19 protein-coding genes and 2 riboswitches are annotated in these 22,049 nt (G+C 31.6%); of the genes, 4 read left to right on the top strand and 15 right to left on the bottom strand.

All coding sequences use genetic code 11. From position 1 onward, the window contains the following. Nucleotides 1–164 precede the first annotated feature (164 nt). Both AC0N0V_RS13710 and AC0N0V_RS13715 read left to right on the top strand, forming a co-directional pair. Nucleotides 165–923 (top strand): threonine/serine exporter family protein, encoded by a 759-nt coding sequence (locus AC0N0V_RS13710; RefSeq protein ID WP_474458579.1) that lies wholly within the window; start codon nt 165–167, stop codon nt 921–923. Further along, nucleotides 920–1,354, top strand: a complete 435-nt coding sequence (locus AC0N0V_RS13715; protein ID WP_474458581.1) for a threonine/serine exporter family protein — start codon at nt 920–922, stop codon at nt 1,352–1,354. Before AC0N0V_RS13710 ends, AC0N0V_RS13715 begins: the two co-directional genes overlap by 4 nt. A 67-nt stretch (nt 1,355–1,421) precedes the next feature. On the opposite strand, the gene AC0N0V_RS13720 is transcribed toward AC0N0V_RS13715, so the two are convergent. The 15 genes from AC0N0V_RS13720 to AC0N0V_RS13790 all read right to left on the bottom strand — a co-directional run bounded on the left by AC0N0V_RS13720 (nt 1,422) and on the right by AC0N0V_RS13790 (nt 20,158). Then, complete coding sequence (locus AC0N0V_RS13720; protein ID WP_474458582.1) at nt 1,422–1,829, bottom strand: ribosomal maturation YjgA family protein; 408 nt, start codon at nt 1,827–1,829, stop codon at nt 1,422–1,424. Nucleotides 1,830–2,052: 223 nt separating this feature from the next. Then, complete coding sequence (locus AC0N0V_RS13725) at nt 2,053–4,128, bottom strand: MASE3 domain-containing sensor histidine kinase (protein ID WP_474458583.1); 2,076 nt, start codon at nt 4,126–4,128, stop codon at nt 2,053–2,055. 420 nt (nt 4,129–4,548) lie between these two features. Next, nucleotides 4,549–5,184, bottom strand: coding sequence for a thiamine phosphate synthase (locus AC0N0V_RS13730; RefSeq protein ID WP_474458584.1), 636 nt, complete (start codon nt 5,182–5,184; stop codon nt 4,549–4,551). Nucleotides 5,185–5,397: 213 nt separating this feature from the next. Beyond that, nucleotides 5,398–6,513, bottom strand: coding sequence for a 2-iminoacetate synthase ThiH (gene thiH, locus AC0N0V_RS13735; RefSeq protein WP_474458585.1), 1,116 nt, complete (start codon nt 6,511–6,513; stop codon nt 5,398–5,400). 12 nt (nt 6,514–6,525) lie between these two features. Continuing rightward, nucleotides 6,526–7,290 carry a thiazole synthase gene (locus tag AC0N0V_RS13740; RefSeq protein WP_474458586.1) on the bottom strand — a complete coding sequence of 255 codons (765 nt, stop codon included), beginning with the start codon at nt 7,288–7,290 and terminating at the stop codon, nt 6,526–6,528. 119 nt (nt 7,291–7,409) lie between these two features. Further along, nucleotides 7,410–8,210: a sulfur carrier protein ThiS adenylyltransferase ThiF gene (gene thiF / locus AC0N0V_RS13745; protein WP_474458587.1), complete on the bottom strand. Its 801-nt coding sequence runs from the start codon at nt 8,208–8,210 to the stop codon at nt 7,410–7,412. A gap of 1 nt (nt 8,211) precedes the next feature. Continuing rightward, the gene (thiS, locus tag AC0N0V_RS13750) at nt 8,212–8,406 is read right to left on the bottom strand and encodes a sulfur carrier protein ThiS (protein ID WP_474458588.1); all 195 of its coding nucleotides are present in this window, start codon (nt 8,404–8,406) and stop codon (nt 8,212–8,214) included. A 188-nt stretch (nt 8,407–8,594) separates the two neighbouring features. Continuing rightward, nucleotides 8,595–8,703, bottom strand: a riboswitch (TPP riboswitch). Between the two features lie 232 nt (nt 8,704–8,935). Next, complete coding sequence (gcvPB, locus tag AC0N0V_RS13755; RefSeq protein WP_474458589.1) at nt 8,936–10,390, bottom strand: aminomethyl-transferring glycine dehydrogenase subunit GcvPB; 1,455 nt, start codon at nt 10,388–10,390, stop codon at nt 8,936–8,938. After that, a complete protein-coding gene (gene gcvPA, locus AC0N0V_RS13760; protein WP_474458590.1) occupies nt 10,390–11,733 on the bottom strand; it encodes an aminomethyl-transferring glycine dehydrogenase subunit GcvPA in 1,344 nt (447 codons plus the stop codon). The genes gcvPB and gcvPA overlap by 1 nt, the downstream gene beginning before the upstream one ends. A 1-nt stretch (nt 11,734) precedes the next feature. Further along, nucleotides 11,735–12,118 (bottom strand): glycine cleavage system protein GcvH, encoded by a 384-nt coding sequence (gene gcvH / locus AC0N0V_RS13765; protein ID WP_474458591.1) that lies wholly within the window; start codon nt 12,116–12,118, stop codon nt 11,735–11,737. Nucleotides 12,119–12,136: 18 nt separating this feature from the next. Then, nucleotides 12,137–13,243, bottom strand: coding sequence for a glycine cleavage system aminomethyltransferase GcvT (gcvT, locus tag AC0N0V_RS13770; protein WP_474458592.1), 1,107 nt, complete (start codon nt 13,241–13,243; stop codon nt 12,137–12,139). A 337-nt stretch (nt 13,244–13,580) separates the two neighbouring features. Beyond that, nucleotides 13,581–13,679, bottom strand: a riboswitch (glycine riboswitch). Nucleotides 13,680–14,276: 597 nt separating this feature from the next. Next, nucleotides 14,277–16,649, bottom strand: coding sequence for an endopeptidase La (gene lon, locus AC0N0V_RS13775; RefSeq protein WP_474458593.1), 2,373 nt, complete (start codon nt 16,647–16,649; stop codon nt 14,277–14,279). Between the two features lie 115 nt (nt 16,650–16,764). Then, on the bottom strand, nt 16,765–17,328 hold the full coding sequence (locus AC0N0V_RS13780; protein WP_474458594.1) for a TetR/AcrR family transcriptional regulator: 564 nt from the start codon (nt 17,326–17,328) through the stop codon (nt 16,765–16,767). A 60-nt stretch (nt 17,329–17,388) separates the two neighbouring features. Further along, complete coding sequence (locus AC0N0V_RS13785) at nt 17,389–18,261, bottom strand: RecT family recombinase (RefSeq protein WP_474458595.1); 873 nt, start codon at nt 18,259–18,261, stop codon at nt 17,389–17,391. Nucleotides 18,262–18,709: 448 nt separating this feature from the next. Further along, nucleotides 18,710–20,158, bottom strand: coding sequence for an amino acid permease (locus tag AC0N0V_RS13790; protein ID WP_474458596.1), 1,449 nt, complete (start codon nt 20,156–20,158; stop codon nt 18,710–18,712). 362 nt (nt 20,159–20,520) lie between these two features. On the opposite strand from AC0N0V_RS13790, the gene AC0N0V_RS13795 reads away from it, so the two are divergent. Both AC0N0V_RS13795 and AC0N0V_RS13800 read left to right on the top strand, forming a co-directional pair. Continuing rightward, complete coding sequence (locus tag AC0N0V_RS13795; protein ID WP_474458597.1) at nt 20,521–21,654, top strand: SLC13 family permease; 1,134 nt, start codon at nt 20,521–20,523, stop codon at nt 21,652–21,654. Between the two features lie 142 nt (nt 21,655–21,796). After that, nucleotides 21,797–21,961 (top strand): cytochrome ubiquinol oxidase subunit I, encoded by a 165-nt coding sequence (locus AC0N0V_RS13800; protein WP_474458598.1) that lies wholly within the window; start codon nt 21,797–21,799, stop codon nt 21,959–21,961. The last annotated feature ends 88 nt before the right edge of the window (nt 21,962–22,049 follow it).

Genomic DNA, 22,049 nt, shown 5'->3' on the forward strand with positions numbered 1-22,049 from the left:
TATATATTTGGGTTTAATTTTTGTTTTTTGACAAAACTTAAATACGTCTATTATAATTCACTCAATAAAATATAAATATTATAATAAGCTAATAGAAATTCTCATAGAAAATGATATAATAGTACTGGTTATGAATAATCTAACAAAAAATAAAGGAGTATGCTATGGAAGCAAAACAAGTTTTAGATATCACTCTTTCTGCAGGGCAAATGCTTTTAAGTAATGGCGCTGAAGCTTATAGGGTTGAAGAAACAATCGAAAGAATATGCAATTCCTATAATTTAGAATGCGAATGTATGGTAACCGCTAAAGGTGTCTTCATATCTCTTCTAGATGGAAATGATGAAAAGATAACTTCGCTAAAAAAAATTAGAACAAGACGAGTGGATTTATATAGAATAGAACTTATTAATTCCTTTTCTAGGAGCCTTCAGCATAAATCTATTTCCTATGAGGAGGCTAAACAGGTATTAAACGATATAGAAAAAGCACCATATTTTAGCTTTCCAGTAAGACTTTTTGCTGCAAGCATGACTTCATTTATTTATTCATTATTCTTTAATGGGACAACCTATGATTCAATTGTCTCAGCAATTGTAAGTATGGGTATATATTTTATGCTTGAGAAAATATCTCGTGTTGGATTCTTCCAATTTTTTGAGTTCTTTCTTTCAGGTTTTATTATAGGTGGTGTGAGTATAGTTGCTCAAAAGATTTTTCCCTTTGTAAGTAAAGGAAATGTAATAACTGGTGCAATAATGATATTATTACCAGGAGTGGCTCTTACTAACGGTGTTAAAGACATTATATACGGTGATTTTGAGTCAGGTATGGCTAAATTTGGGGAAGCAATGCTCATTATAATTGCGGTAGGAGTAGGGATTGGTGCAGCATTAGCTATCGGAGTAGGTGTGAAATTATGATGAAACAAACAATATTAGCATTTTTCGGAAGCATATTTCCCGTTATCCTTTTTAACATCGATAGGAAAAAGATAATATGGACTGGGTTTTGTGGAGCTATTGGTTGGGCAACATATCTCGTAGTATATAAATACACGATTAATCCAGTTTCTGCATCTTTCGCTGGATCATTTATTGTAGGTGTATATAGTGAATTGATGGCAAGAAAACTTAAAACCCCTGCAGTACAGTTTTCAATACCAGGAATATTTCCTCTTGTACCTGGTATGACAGCATATAATACCATAAACTACATAGTAGAACAAGACTATTCTGCTGCATATTCAAAAGGTGTACAGACAATAGCTGTAGCAGGAGCAATTGCATTTGGAATAATGCTTTCGTCAACAACCTTCCGTTTTATTTCAAAGTTAATTAAATCAAATAATTAGAACAATCTGCCCGTACTTTTATTAAACGTGCTTTTATTAAAAGCACGGTTTTTTTATGAAAATTTTCTTATTTTGATCCCCTACCTTTTAAAATTAATTCATATAAAAATTCAAGAGTTGCTCCTATCCCAATTCCTATAGAGTAGGCTAATAAATCACTCCACAAAAATCCATATCCTAATACCAATCCACCAAGAGTTGTCTTTCTAATGTTATCTATCCAGTTATCATGATATAATTGACTTAACTCGATAAGATAACAAAATGATGCTCCTATCAAAACTACTATCTTTGTTTTCATTGCCCTGAAAATAAAACCAGAACCAATGAAAATCATTAACCCCCATAGAGAATCTCCTAAATATATATCTAAAAAATCTGGTATAACATTCCCCATCTTTCTTGAATATAATCCTAAAATTATTACAATTAGTATCAAAGCCGCATATAATAGTCTATTACGTTTATAAATCATTCTTAAACCTCACATCAATTGAATTTTCAGGAATAAATGAAGTAATAATCAATATTCTTTAGTAACAGAGTGCGTAAGAGTATTAGTTCGAGTAGTCATCGAATAAATTTAAGCGTAGGAAACACCATCTAGGATGCGCCCTGTCTAAAAATTGATATTGATTAAACATAACTTATTTAATTACTTAACCTCAATAGTATCACATGGTATTCTAATTAGTAAATTAAAAATATATATCTGAAAATTCTATGTCCGTCTGATCTATCCTACTTTGATCTGCAGCAATTTCAAGAAATGCATCATCAATATCTAATACTTTAACCGGAAACTCCATCTTAAACTCACTGCCCTCTCCGTATTTACTATTTACGGTAATTTTTCCTCCATGCATATCAACAAGAGCTTTTACAATGGAAAGGCCAATTCCACTTCCTTCATGATTTCTTGTTAATGATTTATCTACTTGCCTGAATCTGTCAAATATAACGTCGAGTTTATGCTTAGGTATCCCGATTCCCGTGTCTCTAACAGATATATTGATACTTCCTCCTCTATCTTCTATTAACACTAGTATTTCATCCCCTGGATTCGTAGACTTAACTGCATTTGAAAGAAGGTTAAGTATAATTCTTTCCATCTTTTCTGCATCACAAGCCATTATCTTTTCCTCTACATCTGTATCGAATATTAATTTTACCTCCTTAGCTTCTACATATTGAGCAACAGACGTAGTTATTTCTTCAATAACATTTACAATATTGCAGTTATTAAGTCTTGGTTTTAAGAATCCTGAGTCCATCTTCATACTATCTAGTAAGTTACCAACTAATCTAATTAGTCTATAACAATTTTGTTTTACTATCTTTATATGCCTCTCTAGTTTTTCTCTGGTGTTTTTTGATGTATCTTTAATACCATATTGTTCTATAAGTTGTACAGTTGCATGTATAACATTTATAGGGGTTCTAAATTCATGGGACATATTTGCAAAAAACTCTCTTTTTAACTTATCATATTCCACCGCTTCATTTAATAGTCTACGTTCAGTTATATCTCTAGCAACACTAATAACAACATTTCTTCCTTCTTTTATTGAACAAGCACTTGTAATTTCAACATCTACAGTTTGTCCATTAGACTTGACAAATTTTTCTTCAACAATCGGAACAGTGCTGGACTCCTCCTTTAATTTATCTAATCTTTCATAGAGTAAATTATGATAATCCTTATGTATAAAATCAGATAGCATTTTGCCTTCAATGTCACTAGAATTTGCTACTTCTAAAAGTTTTTTCGCCTCATCATTTGCAAATGTTATTTTTCCATCTATATGAACTAGTACAGCATCAGGCAGAGTGTCTACAAGAGTCCTATATCTTTTTTCACTTATTTCCAACTCATTCTCAGCGATTTTACGTTCTCTTATTTCTATTTTTAGCTTTTCGTTGGATTCTTCCAATTGCTGAGCTTTTAGCTTCAATTCATGATTTGCTTGACTTAATTGATAAAACAAAAGGTTATAGGGATGTCTAAGGCTTGTGGCACTGACTGCTTTATACATTAGATAAAAAGATACCGCATACAGGATATGACTAATCATGTTAGATATACCAAATACATCTGAATATAGTGTAAAAAGTATTTCTGAAATAGTCATTATGCCTAAGGAAAATGTCATACAAATGTATACATTCTTATGAAACATTTTATTGTTTTTTACTAAAACAACGATTGAAGCCATTGAAATAATAGCAATAATGTATTCGCTTAGCTTTTTAAATAAAGTTAACCCAATTCCCTCTACATAACATATAGGAAATATCCTCCATAAAAATATTGACAATAACAAAAATATGGATACTATCAAATAAATTAGAATTGTAATTTTTTCTTTCAACCTTTTTTGAATGAAAGTGAATGATATGAACAAAGATGCACTTTCTATAAATCTTGTAACTATCCAAAGTTGAGTAGCTAGGTTTGCTGTATCTCCATAAAATATTCCCAGTCCCTTATATGCCAAGGTATGAAGTAAATTAAAGAAACCAGAAAATACAAATGAAATACCTAAAAAAGTGAAATAGCCACTATTTGATATCCTATACGTATTTATAGCAACTATTGATATGATAAAGGAAGATATCACACTAGCTAGTTCAATAAGCGTATGAAATAATAAATAATTTTTAAATCCTAAATATGTTACAATCATCACTAGAATAATTGCTAAGATTGCCTTCATAATAACTTCTGGATTAATTAATCTCTTACCTCTCCCCATTGTTTTAGTGTCCATCATAATCAACCCCGCCCCTCTTTATAAAATACCGATAAAGCTTAATTTATGCTTATATCCTAGTCCCAATAGTAAAGTTATTGTGGGAAAAAATATCAAGTATTATTAATTAAACAAATTTGATTTTAAGATTATTTGTTTAAAGACTTAGATATAAATAATATTTGAAAGATATGTATTTCATGAGACATTTACGTTAAATATATACATATAATTACTTACTATTAAGTAATTATTTTACTTTTTTCATATTATAACATCAATGTTTATTTTTTTCAAATTTATCGTAAGTCATTATTTTCTATAAAACGACTTATTCTGTTGGTAATTATTTAAGCAAGAGAGCTTAGCTCTCTTGCTTAAATTTAAATCTACATTCTTTAAACTATTGTAAAATAATACATTTAATATAAAATCCATTTATCATTCTATTTTCATAGCTAATGACATAATCGCTATACCAAATGCTCCTACTGTTAAAACCCCTTTAGAGTTCTCAGAATTTATTCCTCCAATCGCTATGGTAGGTATTTTAACACTTTTACAAATCCCTTGAACAAATTCTATTCCTCTTCCTTTTAATCCTGGTTTACAATCCGTTTCAAACACGTTCCCAGCTATTAAATAATTAGCTCCTAGCTTTTCTGCTTCAATTGCCTCTTCAATACCATGAACTGAAACCCCAATTATAAAATCAGCTGTTTTACTGTAATCTAATGAGCTCTCAAAGCTCTCCTTACTTTGTTGAAATTTTAGCCTTTCCTTCAGTACCATATTTTTAAAATTCTCAAATCCTGTATGAAAGCCATAAGCGCCTATTTCTCTTGCTACAAGCATATTACCATTAATAATTAGTGGAATATTAAACTTATCTGTTATCTTCTTTATTCTATATGCCATTTCTTTAAGTTCATCATAAGATAAATCCTTTTCTCTTAAAAATATCCCGCTAGCACCTTTTATAGCACATTTTTCTATTACATCATAAATTGTGCCCTTTGTTATCAGTTGTCTATTTGTAACAATATAGGTTTTATCTTTACCTTCAAATTCAAACATATCCTATATATTTCCCCTTCTATTATAAACATAACAGTCCTTCTTATTGCTTTTAATTCAAGCATGCTCAATAAACAGAGTTCTTGGCATCAGATGGAGTTTTAACTCCACCTGGTGCTTAGAAATCGTTATCCAGAGACGTAGCCGCTCTAATACTCCACCTTTGAGAAGGTGGAGTATTAGAGCGGGTAGTCGTCGGATAAATTTTCTTCCTTATATCTCTGGCTTTAGTGGACCCCAATCTTTTAAAACTGGGTTATATCCTTTTTTCATTATTGCTTGTCTAATTTCTTCAACACTTCTATCATCAGCAATATCAAATTGTTCTTGCCCTTTATCTTCAGCAGAATGCCCGCCTATTTCAGTTGAAACTCCCGCAGACATTTTTGTAGCGCATATTGGAATAAAATTATCTCTAAATTCCGCTCCTTCTCTAGTAGTGATATTAATTCCAACTCTTTGTAGAAATATTTTATAGGCTAATGCGACTTGTACTATATTTTTATCGCTTACCTCGTAAATATCTACAAAACTTCCCGCATGAGGCCTTATTCTCGGAATGCCCATAGAAATCTCCACCGAAGGATACTCATTCTCTATATATGCTGCATGTATACCTGAAAAAAATGCTTCACTTCTCCATTTGTAAAGTCCAAGTAATGCACTTATACCTAGTGAATGGACTTTTGCTCTGCAAGCTCTTTCTGGTGTCTCTAATCTATATCGATAATTTTTTTTAGGTCCGCTGAGATGAACTTTGTCATATACTTCTTCATTGTATGTTTCTTGATAAATTGTAAGGCTATCCACTCCAGCCTCTATAAGCTCTGCATATTCATTTTCTTCTAAAGGATATATCTCAATGCATATTGATGTAAAATACTTCTTTAGTATTTTTATACATTCCTTTATATACGATATAGGAGAATGGTACCCAGACTCTCCAGTTAAGACTATTATATGCTTAAGACCTGTTGCAGCTATAGCCTGTGCTTCTTTTTCTACTTCCTCGAAGGTAAGTTTTTTTCTATCAATTTTATTTTTAACATTGTATCCGCAGTAAGTACATTCATTCTCACAATAGTTTGCAAGGTATATTGGAGTATAAAGAACTATACTTTTCCCAAAATTTCTAACAGTAATATCCCTAGCTTTTTGTGCCATAGCTTCTAAATATTTTTCAGCTTTTGGAGATAATAATGCCAAGAAGTCCTCCTCATTTATTCTATCCTTTGCTAAAGCCATTTCAATTTGATTTTCTGTTATATTTTCAAAGTAATTATCAAAATTAAAAGTATCATATTCTTTTATCTTATTATAAAAACTCATTTATTCCACTTCCTATCTTAAAAATCCAGTAAGAGGTGATGATGCTTCAGCATATTGTCTTTGCACTCCTAATTTTGAGAAATAAGCCTTTCTACCAGCTTGTACAGCCAAAGAAAATGCCTCTGCCATAAGTATTGGATCTCCTGCTGTAGCTATTGCTGTATTAACAAGCACTGCATCAGCTCCCATTTCCATAGCCTCTGCTGCCTCAGATGGCTTACCTATACCTGCATCTACTACTATTGGTAACTTTATCTCATCAATTAGAATTCTTGTCATTTCCTTAGTTCTTATTCCTCTATTTGTGCCAATTGGAGAGCCTAAAGGCATAACCGCTGCTGCACCAGCATCTACTAACCTTCTTGCATCCATTAAATCTGGGTTCATGTATGGAAGAACTACAAATCCTTCCTTAGCTAAAACTTCTGTTGCCTTTATAGTCTCTAAGTTATCTGGCAGAAGATATTTGTTATCAGATATTACCTCGATTTTTACCCAATTACCACAGCCAGCTGCTCTTCCCAATCTTGCAATTCTTATAGCTTCCTCTGCATTTCTAGCACCTGAAGTGTTTGGAAGTAAAGTAACATTCTTATCTATAAAATTTAATATGTTATCATCCTTAGAATTTAAATCAACTCTTCTTAACGCCACGGTAATAACCTGTGATCTGGAACTCTCCAAAACCTTTGGTATTAATTCATTAGTTGAATACTTTCCTGTCCCCACAAATAATCTACTATTTAACTCTGTACCACCTATTATTAATTTATCCATTATTAAACCCTCCGTAATATTTTATATAATACTTCCAACTCATTAAAAAATGACTTCTTTAGCCCTTTCATAATTCCTAATGTATTTCTATTGAACTTTGCGTATGAATTCTTTACATCTTATTCTTCTCCTAGTATTATTCTCAAAACTGCATTTGCTTGATGATTCGCTGCAATGGCAACTCTAGGCGCCATTAGTCCACAGCCTGGCTTGGCCTCATTTTCTCCATCACCAATTAGATAAAAATTATCTTTTATTTTTCTTGTAACAATTGAATTACTTGGGAAATATCCTGCCATTCCTGAAGCTGATACAATTTTTTTATCTTCCATTTTACTTAGAACTTCATTAACCAACACTGCTTTACATATTGGATTATCAAAGGCCTCAACTACTATGTCTACATCTTTAAAAATGTTATGTATATTAGTCTCATCTAAAAACACATCTCTCTTTTCAACTTTTACAAATGGATTACAATCTTTTATTAATTGTTCAAGAGCATCTGTCTTTTTCATTCCCAAGTGCTTTATAAAATACTGCTGCCTATTTAAATTACTTGGCTCTACAACATCAAAATCTACCAAAAGTAACCTCCCTATTCCAATTCTCGCTAATGAAATTGCTACGTTTGATCCAAGTCCACCTAGACCAGCTATACCAACACTACATTTTTTTATTTTTTCATGTACATAGGGTGTGTGCCTCGATAAAAGCATAGCCTCCATGTCTTCTTCCTCTGGTATCTCACCTCTTTTTATAAAAACCAAGTTATCGTTTTCCTTTAATTGGCAATCTTCTTTTATAATAAAACCGTTATATATAACTATATCAGCATCCTTTTTTATAATATTCTTTAACTCAAGGGCAGTGATACCTTTTTCCACCTCTTGTTTTCTTTCGTTTATATAGATATTCATTTTAGCCGCCTCCAACAAATCTGATTATCTCAACTTTTGATTCAGTTCTTAGTTTTTTGGTAGAAAATTCATCCTTATCAATTATTTTTAAATCCGCTTCAACTACTACTTTTTGTATGTCGAGTTCTAACTTCTCGAGCATTTCACGAACTGTGATTCCATCCTCAAAATTCATATTTTCTCCGTTTATAATCATATTATGTTCCTCCTCTCTAAAACCAAAATAAAAAGGGAAGCATTAAAATGCTTCCCTCATATCCTAACAGGATATATCCTTATATAGTTTAATAAATAGATAGTTTAATAAATAATTATACATCTAAGTAGTTTTTATGCATTCAAATGCTTCTAAATACAATTACTCTAAATATATAACGTGATAATAGACTATCTGACTTCTTTCCCTACGTTGGCATTATCCAAATCAGGTTATGAGGGTAAGGAATAACATTCCACTCTCAGCCTATTATTACAGGCTCCCCTAAATCATTAAATTGTTATTGGCTTTAATTTGAATTTACCACAAACTAATACTAAAGTCAACTAACACAGTTCATAGAAAAAGTGGACTATTTTTACATCTTCATAAAATCTACATACACTTAAGTTAAAATATAATTATTTTACGCACTTTATTCTGTTTTCCTTCACTCTAAAATATTTATGAGTTTTAAGATTTTAGCACTGCTATCTAATCCGATAATGATACATTCCCTTTTATCTTGCTATTTACTCCATTTAAGAATTGGAGTTCTTGCTGCTTTAACTTCATCCAATCTCTTTACAATAGTATTATTAGGAGCTGACTTAACTAGTTCAGGATCATTACCTGCCTCCTCAGCAATTTTAATCATGACATTGACGAACTCGTCAAGTGTCTCAAGTGCCTCTGTTTCAGTTGGCTCTATCATAAGCGCCTCATGCACAATTAGTGGAAAATAAATTGTTGGAGGATGATATCCATAATCAAGCAATCTCTTTGCTACATCTAAAGTTGTTACATGATTTTCTTCACCTTTTAGACCACCTAGTACAAACTCATGTTTGCAAATATCATCTATAGGTAAATTGTAATACTCTTTTAGTTTTACTCTTAGGTAGTTCGCATTTAATACCGCCGTTTCACTTGCCTTTTTTAACCCTTCTGCACCCATAGTTAATATATATGTGAATGCTCTAACCATAACTCCGAAGTTACCGTAAAAGCTTTTCACTTTTCCTATGGAATAAGGTCTATCATAATCTAAATAATATACTTCTCTATTCTTTGATATCACTGGCTTTGGTAAAAATTCTACTAAATCTTTTTTAACACCTATAGGTCCACTTCCTGGCCCTCCGCCGCCATGTGGAGTGGAAAATGTTTTGTGTAAATTTAAATGGCATACATCAAAGCCCATATCTCCCGGCCTTGTTTTGCCCATAATAGCATTCATATTAGCTCCATCATAATAGAGCAATCCTCCTACTTCATGAACAAGTTTTGCTATTTCTATAATATTTTTTTCAAATAGCCCTAATGTACTAGGGTTAGTCAACATTAATCCAGCTATTTCATCATTTAGAACAGCTTTTAAACTCTCTATATCTACTGCTCCAGTGGTTTCTGACTTTACTTCTATAACTTCAAAACCTGCTACTGATGCAGATGCAGGATTTGTACCATGAGCTGAATCAGGAACTATAATTTTTTTTCTTTTAAAGTCTCCTCTTTTTTCATGATATGCCTTAATAATCATAAGACCTGATAACTCCCCATGAGCTCCTGCGGCTGGTTGAAGAGATACACTTTCAAACCCAGCTATCTCTCCAAGTTTTTCACCAAGCTCATACATTAGTTTTAAAGCACCTTGTACAGTATCCTCTGGTTGATATGGATGAAGTCCTGTAAACTTAGGTATAGCTGCCATATCTTCATTGATTTTAGGATTATATTTCATTGTACAAGATCCAAGTGGATAAAATCCTGTATCGACGCCATAGTTTTTATTTGAAATAGCTGTAAAATGCCTTACCACATCTACTTCACTAACCTCAGGTAGCCCTAGCTCCTTTTTAGTTAATAACTCCTCTGGAATTAATTTTTCTATAGATGTTACAGGTACGTCACAGCTTGGGAGGGTATATGCTATTCTTCCATCTTTAGAAACTTCAAAAATAAGCTTGTTATAGTCTTTCATTATTTAATCCCCTCCAATATAGCTACTAATTTATCAATTTCATCTCTTGTCCTCTTTTCAGTAACACAAAGAAGCATCGATTTTGCGTACAGAGGGTATTCTTTATCCATCTCATATCCACCAAGTATTTTATTTTCTGAGAGTACCTTATTTACATATTGAACTTCACTTTCTGAAGAAATTACAAATTCCTTAAAGAACGGCTTATTAAATAGCGGCTTATACTTTCCACTCTTCGTTATCTGATCAAAAGCATAATGAGATTTTTGTATGCACTGTTCAGCAACTTCCTTTATTCCCTTCTTTCCTAGAGTTGTCAAGTATATTAATGCAGTTAGAGCATTAAGCGCCTGATTTGAACAAATATTCGAAGAAGCTTTTTCTCTTCTTATGTGTTGCTCTCTTGCTTGTAAAGTTAAAACAAATGCTCTCTTTCCTTCTTTATCTGTAGTTTCCCCAACAATTCTACCAGGTATTTTTCTAAGATGTTTTTTAGTTGTAGCAAGGAATCCTAAGTAAGGTCCTCCATAATTTAAATTATTTCCAAGAGATTGGCCATCACCTATAGCTATATCTGCTCCGCATTCTCCTGGATTTTTTAATATTCCCAGTGAAATAGGATCACAAGATACAATTAATAATGATTTGTTTTGATGAACGAGTTTTTCTATTTCTGATAACTCTTCAACTACTCCAAAGAAATTTGGTGTTTGAACTATAAAAGCTGCCACATCCTTATTTAATTCAGCTTTAAGTTTTTCTATATGGGTAGCTCCATCTAATTCATCAATTTCTATCACATTTTGATTTTTAAACCTACAATAAGTTTTTAAAACCTTTCTTGTTTCTGGATGAACACCCTTAGAAATAATAACACTCTTTCTTTTTGTTGCATCAACAGCCATTTGTACTGCTTCCACACAAGCTGTTGCTCCATCATACATTGAAGCATTAGCTGCATCCATTCCAGTAAGATTAGATATCATGGTTTGATACTCAAATATTGCCTGTAGTGTTCCTTGACTTATCTCTGCTTGATAAGGAGTATAAGCTGTATAGAACTCTGACCTTGATACCAAATGTTTAATTATTGAAGGTATATAATGGTCATAAGCTCCAGCACCTAGGAAGCAAACTAACTCCTCACAACTTTTATTTGAATTAGCTAGTTTATTAATATAAGATTGAACTTCAAGTTCTGACATACTATTATTTATATTTAATCTTCTATTTAAACGAACTTCCTTAGGGATATCTTCAAACAAATCATCTATCCCATTAACCCCTATGGTCTTTAGCATTAATTCTTGATCCTCTATTGTTAATGGTATATAGGTCTGCATACTATTCCTCCTTACCACATATTTTTTTATATTGTTCAGCATTTAATAATGTTTCAAGTTCTGACTTATCAGTAAGTTCAACAGCTATCATCCAATTTTTATAAGCATCTTCATTAACCGACTCTGGATCATCTATTAGCTCCTCATTTATTCGAAGTACCTTACCACTAACTGGAATATTTAAATCTGAAGCTGCTTTCACTGACTCAACAACGCCAAAAGAATCTTCTTTAGAAAACTCTGAGTCCACCTCTGGCAACTCAACAAAAACTATATCTCCTAAAGAGTGTTGTGCAAAGTCAGTAATACCTATATAAACTTCATCTCCTTCAACTTTTACCCATTCATGATCTTCACTATAAAATAATCCTTCCAAAACCTTCATCTTAAAATCCCCCTTAAATTATTTATTATAATTTTTCTTATAAAACTTTTTACTAACTACTACGGCTTCATTCATCTTATTTCTAACTTTTATGAAAATTGTAGTTCCTAATTCAGAATAATTAGAGTCAACCAATGCAAGTCCTATATTCTTTTTCACAGATGGTGAAAAATAACCAGTAGTAACCAGCCCTATTCCCTCATCACCAGCAAAGACCTCATACCCGTGTCTAGGAATACCTCTATCCTTCATTTCAAATCCAACTATTTTTCTCTTTAAGCCTTCCTTCTTTTGTTTCACAAGTACATCTTTGCCTATAAAATCTTCATTATCTAACTTAACAAAGAAACCTAATCCTGCTTCAAGTGGAGTTATTGTATCTGATAATTCATTTCCATATAGAGGCAAATTAACTTCAAATCTTAATGTATCTCTACATCCTAATCCTACAGGTTTTAACCCATCTTCTTTTCCAGTTTCCAATATTTTGTCCCATAGACTAACTACATCATCTGAATCCATATAAAGTTCAAAGCCATCTTCCCCAGTATATCCTGTTCTGGAAACTAAACACCTTTTCCCATCTATTAAAACATCTCTCTTACAAAAGAAGAATTTAATATCTTTTAAATTTGTATCAGTAAGCCTTTGAAGTATTTCTTCTGCCTTTGGTCCTTGAATTGCAAGCTGAGCCACCGAATATGATATATTATTCAATTTAACATTATAGTTACCCTTATTACTTAGCATCCACTCGAAATCCTTTTCAATGTTCCCAGCATTTATTACTAGATAAACATGTTTTTCATTAAACCTATAAACTAATAAGTCATCAACAATTCCTCCATCTGGATAACACATAGGTGTATACAAGACTTGATTATCTACCAAAGATTTTACGTCATTAGTTACTAATTTTTGAGTGAAAGCAATTGCGTCTTCTCCAATTATTTCTACCTCTCCCATATGAGAAACATCGAATAATCCAGCCTTCATTCGTACGGTTTCATGTTCTTGTATTATTCCTTCAAATTGCACAGGAAGTGCCCATCCAGCAAAGTCTATTATTTTTCCTTCGTATTTTTCATATGAATTAATTAATGGGGTTTTTTTTAAGTGTTCCATATTCGAAAACCTCCTAATATTTTTTTACATAACAAAAAGAGGACCATGAAGGTAAAATTTAACTTACCCCACATGTCCTCTGTAATATTACCTGAGAGTCTCGATATAAACAGAGTTCTTGGCATCAGATGGAGTTTTAACTCCACCTTATACTTAGAAATCGTTATCCAGTGACATAGCCGCTCTTTATTCCCTCTTTGAAGAAAATCAAAGAACCCAAATCTCCGATTTGATGTGAATCGCTTTCACAGAGTTTGAGGGAGTATTAGAGCAGGTAATCATCGGAAAATATATCTTGCACCGTCGGTTCTGTAATTAAACAGTCTCTCCAGAGTTTTGTCCTATAACGCTAGGTTTACCTGAAAGTTTCTAATACAGTCGTGGAACTATATCATTGCTCCTTCGGTTAACAAATGTTATCTCACGCTATAATCATCCAAACCATTTTATTTTAACTATACTTCTATTATATTTATCTATTAATTTGTTTACAAGGCTAGTTAGAAGATTAACACTTACTTTCCATTATATTACTTTTTATTTATCTAAATGATATTTATATAATATTAACTTGATATATATGGTAATTAATCCTTATGTTCATTAACATATTTTTACTAATTTGTTTAATAAATATCAAACTTATGTAAACCATTATTGGTCTTATTACAAGGACAGATTACTACAGAGTACATACGAATAGTAGTGAATTTGCACTCTCAACGAAAGAATATGATCTACTAGCTTTCATTCTTCACTTTCCCAAATATATTTTTATATCTTCATAAAATCTACATACACTTAAGTTAAAATATAATAATACATAGTTTAAGGAGGTGATTTTAATGATAGGTTTAACTCTAGCTCAATGCATTCAAGCATGTGGACTAACTGGCCAAGCATTAGCAGATTGTATATCAATGATGTTAGGCATGAGATAGGTTTCTTCCAATGAACAAAGAAGGGGTTGTCTCAAAACTTGATTTAAAATCTAACTTTGAAACAACCTCTTCTTAGATAAATATTATTATATTTAATTTGAATCAAAGGATTCTTCAATAGCTACCTTTGGGCTTAACGCATGTTCTAATCTAGGTAAAGATATTCCTAAGGTTTCTTTAAGAACATCTTCTATTGTTTCGACCGCTATAATATCTAATTCCTTTTTCACTTCTTCAGGCACATCTTTAAGATCTACCACATTATCTTTTGGAATTAACACTTTCTTTATACCTGCTCTTTCAGCAGCCAATAATTTTTCTTTCAGTCCACCAATTGCTAGCACAATCCCTCTTAAAGTTATCTCTCCAGTCATAGCAATCTTTGAATCAACTTTTATACCTGTGGCAAGAGAAGCAAGTGCAGTAAATAGGGTAACTCCAGCAGAAGGCCCGTCCTTTGGAACCGCACCGGTCGGTACGTGAATGTGCAAGTCTCTTTCCTTAAAGTTAAAACTATTCACTGGTAATCTTGATTTTAATAAACTTAATGAAATTCTAGCAGATTCTTTCATTACATCTCCTAGCTTACCAGTTAAGATTACTTGTCCATTTCCTGGCATATCTGTAGCTTCGATAAATAATATTTCTCCCCCAACTGGTGTCCAAGCAAGCCCAGTTACAACCCCTGTTGGATTATCGAGTTGTGCCTTATCATGTCTTGAAACCTGTTTGCCGAGTAAATCCTCTAATACATTGTCTGTAACTTTAAACGGTAATTCTACTTTATTAGATACAATTTTCTCTGTGGCTACTCTTGCAATGGTAGCTAATTGCTTTTTCAGACCTCTAACCCCTGCTTCTAAAGTATAATTACTAATAACTTTCTTTAAGGCTTCATCTTCTATTTGCAATTGTTCCTCTGTTAAACCATGATCTTCTAGAACTGAAGGCATTAAATGATTCTTTCCAATATGGAATTTCTCACTAGTTGTATAACTAGATATTTGTATAACCTCCATTCTATCTAAAAGAGGACCAGGTATATTATGAAGAGAGTTAGCTGTAGCAATAAAGAATACCTCTGATAAGTCATAAGGAACATTTAAATAATGATCTGTAAAGCTATCATTTTGTTCTGGATCAAGAACCTCTAATAGTGCACTTGCTGGATCACCATTGTAGCCACTCATTAGCTTATCTACTTCATCTAGAACCATAACTGGATTTTTTTCTCCAGCTTTCTTGATGCCTTGAATGATCCTTCCTGGCATTGCTCCTACATAAGTTTTACGATGACCTCTAATTTCAGCTTCATCTCGAACACCGCCTAAACTTAAACGTACATATTTTCTATGAAGAGCTTCAGCGATACTTTTTCCTAAGCTTGTTTTTCCTGTTCCTGGAGGCCCAACAAGTAATAAGATAGACCCTTTTTTTCCTTTTTTAAGCTTCATAACAGCTAAATGTTGTAATATTCTCTCTTTTACTTTTTCTAAGCCATAATGCTCGTTATCAAGTATTCGTCTTGCTTCTAATATGTCGATATCCTTTGTTTCTCCCGGTTTCCAAGGGAGCTGTATTAGTAATTCTAAATAATTACGTATAACATTATAGTCAGAACTATTAGGGTTTTGATTTTCTAGTTTACTTAATTCCTCTAAAGCAACTTTTTTAATATCCTCTGGCATCTCAGCCTCTTCAATTTTTCTTAGATAGTCTTTTTCATTCTTAGAATCTTTATCTTCATTTAGTTCTTCCTGAATAGCCTTTAACTGTTCTCTTAATACAGATTCTCTATGATTTTTATTTGCTTTTTCTGAAAGTCTTTCTGCTATCTCAAATTGGAACTTAAGAGATTCTTTTTGTTTTAAAAGATACTCCATAAATTTGAAGCTTCTTTCTTTCACGGATTGAATTTTAATTAATTCATATTTTTCATCACTGGATAGGGGCATAAATTGCGCTAGATATCCCATTAACTTATTTAAATCTTTTATATCCTCAATTGATTTTATAAAGGCTTCTGAACCCTTGAAATGTTCACTCATTTCATAGGTAATTTTCTTTATTTGTCCAATAATTTCTTTTATATTCTCTTCTGTTAAATCAATAAAGTCTGATGCTATCTCATACTCGCCATTGATAAAGTCACTTTGAATTTCAATATTCTTAACCTCAACACGTTCTAGCATTTTAATTTTAATTTTATACCCTGTTTCTATTTTTTCTATATGATTAACTTTAAAAAGAACTCCTATTTTATAAAAATCTTCTTTTTTTAATCCGTTTCGATTAAAATTTTGATTTAATGGTAGGGCAATACTTATCTCATCTTCTCTACCTAAATATTGTAGTTCCCTTTCACTAAAATGATTAAGCTTAAGAGTATGATCCATATTAGGCAATAAAATAGCATCTGAAATAGGAACTATCAACCCTAACTTATTTTTTTCACTTTTTGTCATGTTTTTTCACTCCTTATATCATCAATTAAACGAATGCTCATTTAATTATTTGTTGATTAATTGCGAGGCTTTATGGTATTTTCTTTTTCAAGATAAGCCTCGCTTTTATAGACTATTATACAAGTAATGCATCTTGCATAATTGTAATTATTTCTTCAAGCATACTTGATTTTTCTTCTTCTCCAATACAGTGATTGGTAGCTATTAATTTTATTGGTGAGAAGAGTATAGCAACCAAGTTATTACTATTAATATCCTTAATAACTTTATTTTTTTTCATTTCATCTAATAATTTATTTAAAATTTCACTGCTTTTCTTTCTTTCACAGCGATTGGCTAAAGCAGGACAATTAGAAAACTGATCCACAAATCTAAATATCTCTTCATGTTCTCGTATATAGTTGTAGTAACTTCGAATAAGTTTCTCGATAAGTTCTTTCCCATTGATTCCTTGACAAACTTTATTGAGTAAATGATTAGAGATTTCTTCGGAATATTCCTGGTAAATTTCCTGTAACATAATCTCTTTATTTTCATAGTAAATATAAACAGTAGCTGGTGAAACTCTCGCTTCTTTAGCTATCTTTGAAATGGAAGTACCGTGAAAACCCTCTTCTAGTGTTAATTTAATTACTGCTTCTTTTATATTTTTTTGTTTTTCATCGTCTTTTTTTCTCATTTACTCACCCCTAGTGAATTCTATAATAAACGTTCATTCACTTATTGTCAAGAAATTTTTTTATTTAACTAAGGTTTCCTCTTCTAGTTTGTTAACCATTTTCTTATATTCCTGTGTAAACTCTGCTGGCTTAACTTCTAAATCTTCAACTGGTTGTTTTTCATATCTAGAAAGTAATTCTATTAATGCATCTGCTTGTTCGTGAGTAAGCTTACTTAATGGAATTCCTATCTCCTTCATTGTGTATTGCTTTAACTCATCTACTTCAATACCTTTAGATTTTGCTAACTCCCATATATCAGATTTTTGTTCTTTTCTCATTATGTGAGTTTTAGAAGCCTCTTCTTTTTGTTTCCTATCTATTACTGAATCTATTGTTTCATCTCCTATTTCTTCTTTTGTTACTAGTCCATTTATTCCAAATGCTCTTTTTAATACAAATACCTCCGCAACTTTTTGTATCATAGCAGATGGATACTTTCTCCAAATATTATTGTTTTGATTATACTCACCAAAATCTACATAACTTATGAATGGCTTCTTTCCCTTTCTATCGCATCTAGCCCAAGCTCCCATAATTCTTCCTCTTTTACTCCCAAATCTATGAGTAATTCTATACTCTGCTGCATCGATTTCAAATACATCTCCCTCATGTACTACAAAGGATATTAAGCCTTCGAATTCGGGACTTGTTTGCGCATATTTTAAATATCCATCTCTAGAGGTCATTATATTAGTCTGATTACCATATTTAGTGAACCATATCTCTCGTTTAAAGGGATCTAAATTATACTGTTTGCTAAGATATAGGAAAATATTTAGCTCATCTTCAGTTGCTCCTTTGGCTACTGTATTTTTAATTAATTCGATTTGCTTACTGTCATAGGTAAATGTATTGTTGTACATTGGTATTTCAACAGTTTTATTTTCCATTATACAATCCCTCCTTATCCATATTTTTTATAACATATTAAATGAAATTATTAAATTCTGATGCACTTTATTTCTATAAACTAATTTTAAATCTTTATTCTTCTTTTTCTAATCTTTTACAATAATTGTATTTTCACATTACCGCTTTTGCCTAAAATGTTGGGCTTAAATTTTATTTCTATCTTTCTATTTTTCCCTGCTATAATTTTTTATATCCAATACGAAACATAGCAATAAATTCATGTTTTTTCACTAATAGAGAATAACTAATTTAATTTTTGTAGTTTTCTATTCTTGCCCTCCTTTTAAAAAATTTCAAAGTAATTTATAATTTTGTAATAATCTGTTTCTTAAGTATAATAAAACTCCTTAGCTAAAGTTTTAATTCTCTTTAACTAAGGAGCTGTTTTTATTAATTGATTAATCGCTCTAAATCCATATACTCTTTTTATATTGCTTTACTTTCAGTTTCTTCTTTATTTGTTCTCTTTGCTATCATTGGTAATATTAATCCTAATCCTAATAATACAATTGGAGTTAACACATTAAGTGTTATTTGGAAATACCATTCTCCTGAGTAAGTTTTAACTCCCTTAGGGAACATACCCATTATACAAGCGAAGGCTGTAAATACAAAACACCATAATCCAGCCAAGTATCCAAATGTCTTGTTTTTAGTGAACTGATAAGTAGCTTCGAACTTACCTGCTACAGCTTTCTTTAATGCCATGTAAGCAAAGAATACCCATAAGTATCTTAATGGCATTACTACTGCATTTAATCTTAATAACCAGTTAAATAGAGATGTCATATCACCTATTCCTAGTGCAGGCACTATTATAAGTGTTCCAACTAATACCGCTGTTAGTTTGTACCCATTAACTGGTGTACCATTTTCGTTAACTTTTGTTAATGACTTTGGTATAAACTTGTTATCAACATCAGCTAATAAAACTTTTATTGGCGCATCTATTGAGAATGCTAAAGCTGATATTTGAGCTAAAGTGTTTGCAATTGCATATATTATTAAGAATAAGTTTCCTACTCCATAGTATTGTCCTAATTTCTGGAATGAATAGTATGCACCATTCATCATTAAGTCCTTTGGAATATTATTTGGATCAAACATCATTCCCATTGCAAATGAACCAAGTAGTGCTGTTACGGCAACCATTACTGCAAGGGCTATCATTCCCTTAGGGAAGTCCTTTGAAGGATTTTTCATATTGTTTACATATGGTGATATCTTTTCGGCTCCACCAACTGCAAATACTAATATTGCTAAAGTCGTTAAATAATCAAAGTTAAAGTCTGGCATTAATGACTTCATACTAAAATCAATGCTATATGTTTGAGCAGTAGTTATAGCTGGCGCTGCTATAGCTAGTATTACATAAAGAATTGACATAACAAACATTGATGTACCTGCTATGGTACCAATTCTCTTTATTGAGTTTACACCCTTTGATGATATCCATAAGAATACTAAAAAAACAATTAAACACATTGACTGTAAAATCATTGGGTTCATGTTTTTTACGAAAGTTCCATTTTGTTTTGCAGCCCATCCTAAAGCTATTAGTACGGCCTGAGGCTTTTGAGCTAAGTAAGGAACGTGAACTACCCAGTATGTCCAACCAGCTAAAAAAGCTAATTTAGTACCAGATGTTGTTCTGATCCATGAACTTACTCCACCTTTACTTTCTTTGAAAGTTGAACCCATTTCTCCTACCATTAATGCATATGGTACGAAGTACAATGCGAACATTAATATCCATGAAACAACTACCTTCATACCTTGGCTTGCAAAACCATTTACGACGTTTCCGAAGCCCCAAACACTTACAAAAGCCATTAAAGCAAGGTTGTTCCAACTTAATTTCTTGTTATTCTCCATTTTGTTTCCCTCCTCGGTTGAAATCTTTTACAAATAAAAAATAAATAACTTAATTATTTCATTTTTTATATAATAGCATGGATTTATTCACTTTACAATGACATTTTTAGGCCACTTTCACATAAACTATTAATTTCCCAATCGTTTTCCACTAAATATAGTGAAGATTATTTATCCGATGACTACCCACTCTAATCCCCCCCGCACACTCTGTAAAAGTGATTCACATTCAATAATAAAATAGAGCTGTATAAAAATGAATCGTTACTTTAAATGTTGTAAATAGCTTTTTACTTTTATATAATAGGGAAGGGGTTTTTACATTCATACATATAATTAAAATAACGGAGATGATACTCGCTATGGAAATTTTAAGCAACCAACTTGGTTACATACAGCTATTAATGGAAAAGTTAAAAAAAGAAAAAGTATTTATTATATCATTTTCTCTTGCAGTTTTTTCTTCTTTTTTCCTTACACCTAAAGTATCTTATATAAATTTTAAAGTTCTAGTGCTGCTCTTTAATCTAATGATAATAGTTTCGGCATTCGAGGAATTAAAAGTTATGGATAAGCTTGCACTAGAAATACTTACCAAATGCAAGGATACAAGAATGGTTTCAATGGTATTTATAATAATAACTTTTTTTACTTCTATGCTCGTTACTAATGATGTAGCACTAATTACTTTTGTTCCTCTTGCTATTCTTACTTTTAAAAAGGCAAAAAAAGATTCTATGAAAACAATTATACTTCAGACTTTAGCTGCAAATATCGGCAGCAGCTTAACCCCTATGGGAAATCCACAAAATTTATTTTTATTTACTCACTATAATTTGAGCGGAGTTCAGTTTTTCTCTGTAACCATCCCTTTTGTAGTGCTTGGGCTGCTTTGGCTTTACTTTTTAAATAGAATGGTTCTTAAAGAAGAACTTCAGCTTTCATTACATACCGTGAAAGTAACGGACAGAAAAAAAGTTAGAGTATATTTACTTTTATTTGCTTTTGTAGTACTTTCAGTATTTGGGTTTATAGACTACAAATATACATTTCTAGCTGTGATACTAAGTGTATTATTTATAGACAAGTATCTCATAAAATCAGTTGATTACTTTTTATTAGCTACATTTGTTTGTTTTTTTATATTCATTGGAAACATCTCAAACATAGAATTCATACAATCATATATGCAGAATTTTTTACAAAAATCAGAAAGAGTTTATTTTTCTTCTATAATACTAAGCCAGATAGTAAGTAATGTGCCCTGCTCTATACTAGTATCAAGCTTTACGAATAATTGGAGAGAAGTTCTTCTTGGAGTGAATATTGGAGGTATGGGAACATTAATCGCTTCACTTGCAAGTCTTATTTCTTATAAAATATATGCTAATGAAAATGAAGAAAAGAGCAAAGTTTATATAAACAAGTTTAATCTATATAATTTTTTAAGCTTATTTATATTTACACTTATAAACTACATATACATTAAATTTTAATGAAAAAGTATGAAATCAAAATTAAAATGATTTCATACTTTTTTATTTCAGCACTGTATAATGTACTATGCAATTTTCTATTTAAGCCTGTAATTCAAATAACTCTATCAAAATTTTGTTTTGAAGTGGTGAAATTTTCGAAATGAACTGGTCTAATTACTCAAGGCTTGTAGGGGACCTCTTTGAAGTTCTGTTAGCGCTTGAGGCTTTACTTGCCTTCTTCCTATCTAAACTTGAACTTTTTGAAACAGTTGAAGATTTCTACTTCTACAAATGGCATATTTTACACTTTCCACGATTATACTAGAAATGTCAAAATTTATTTAAAGATTCAAATAAGAGTCATTTAAGGCTCTAAACCCTACTAAAGTTAAGCTTTACTTCAAATGGTAGAA

The sequence above is a fragment of the Clostridium sp. CS1-1 genome, from assembly GCF_056135525.1.

What these genes read in the sequence shown, in the direction of transcription:
- AC0N0V_RS13710 (WP_474458579.1), top strand. Translation starts at nt 165, where the DNA reads ATGGAAGCAAAACAAGTTTTAGATATCACTCTTTCTGCAGGGCAAATG.
- AC0N0V_RS13715 (WP_474458581.1), top strand. Translation starts at nt 920, where the DNA reads ATGATGAAACAAACAATATTAGCATTTTTCGGAAGCATATTTCCCGTT.
- AC0N0V_RS13720 (WP_474458582.1), bottom strand. Translation starts at nt 1,829, where the DNA reads ATGATTTATAAACGTAATAGACTATTATATGCGGCTTTGATACTAATT.
- AC0N0V_RS13725 (WP_474458583.1), bottom strand. Translation starts at nt 4,128, where the DNA reads ATGATGGACACTAAAACAATGGGGAGAGGTAAGAGATTAATTAATCCA.
- AC0N0V_RS13730 (WP_474458584.1), bottom strand. Translation starts at nt 5,184, where the DNA reads ATGTTTGAATTTGAAGGTAAAGATAAAACCTATATTGTTACAAATAGA.
- thiH (WP_474458585.1), bottom strand. Translation starts at nt 6,513, where the DNA reads ATGAGTTTTTATAATAAGATAAAAGAATATGATACTTTTAATTTTGAT.
- AC0N0V_RS13740 (WP_474458586.1), bottom strand. Translation starts at nt 7,290, where the DNA reads ATGGATAAATTAATAATAGGTGGTACAGAGTTAAATAGTAGATTATTT.
- thiF (WP_474458587.1), bottom strand. Translation starts at nt 8,210, where the DNA reads ATGAATATCTATATAAACGAAAGAAAACAAGAGGTGGAAAAAGGTATC.
- thiS (WP_474458588.1), bottom strand. Translation starts at nt 8,406, where the DNA reads ATGATTATAAACGGAGAAAATATGAATTTTGAGGATGGAATCACAGTT.
- gcvPB (WP_474458589.1), bottom strand. Translation starts at nt 10,390, where the DNA reads ATGAAAGACTATAACAAGCTTATTTTTGAAGTTTCTAAAGATGGAAGA.
- gcvPA (WP_474458590.1), bottom strand. Translation starts at nt 11,733, where the DNA reads ATGCAGACCTATATACCATTAACAATAGAGGATCAAGAATTAATGCTA.
- gcvH (WP_474458591.1), bottom strand. Translation starts at nt 12,118, where the DNA reads ATGAAGGTTTTGGAAGGATTATTTTATAGTGAAGATCATGAATGGGTA.
- gcvT (WP_474458592.1), bottom strand. Translation starts at nt 13,243, where the DNA reads ATGGAACACTTAAAAAAAACCCCATTAATTAATTCATATGAAAAATAC.
- lon (WP_474458593.1), bottom strand. Translation starts at nt 16,649, where the DNA reads ATGACAAAAAGTGAAAAAAATAAGTTAGGGTTGATAGTTCCTATTTCA.
- AC0N0V_RS13780 (WP_474458594.1), bottom strand. Translation starts at nt 17,328, where the DNA reads ATGAGAAAAAAAGACGATGAAAAACAAAAAAATATAAAAGAAGCAGTA.
- AC0N0V_RS13785 (WP_474458595.1), bottom strand. Translation starts at nt 18,261, where the DNA reads ATGGAAAATAAAACTGTTGAAATACCAATGTACAACAATACATTTACC.
- AC0N0V_RS13790 (WP_474458596.1), bottom strand. Translation starts at nt 20,158, where the DNA reads ATGGAGAATAACAAGAAATTAAGTTGGAACAACCTTGCTTTAATGGCT.
- AC0N0V_RS13795 (WP_474458597.1), top strand. Translation starts at nt 20,521, where the DNA reads ATGGAAATTTTAAGCAACCAACTTGGTTACATACAGCTATTAATGGAA.
- AC0N0V_RS13800 (WP_474458598.1), top strand. Translation starts at nt 21,797, where the DNA reads ATGAACTGGTCTAATTACTCAAGGCTTGTAGGGGACCTCTTTGAAGTT.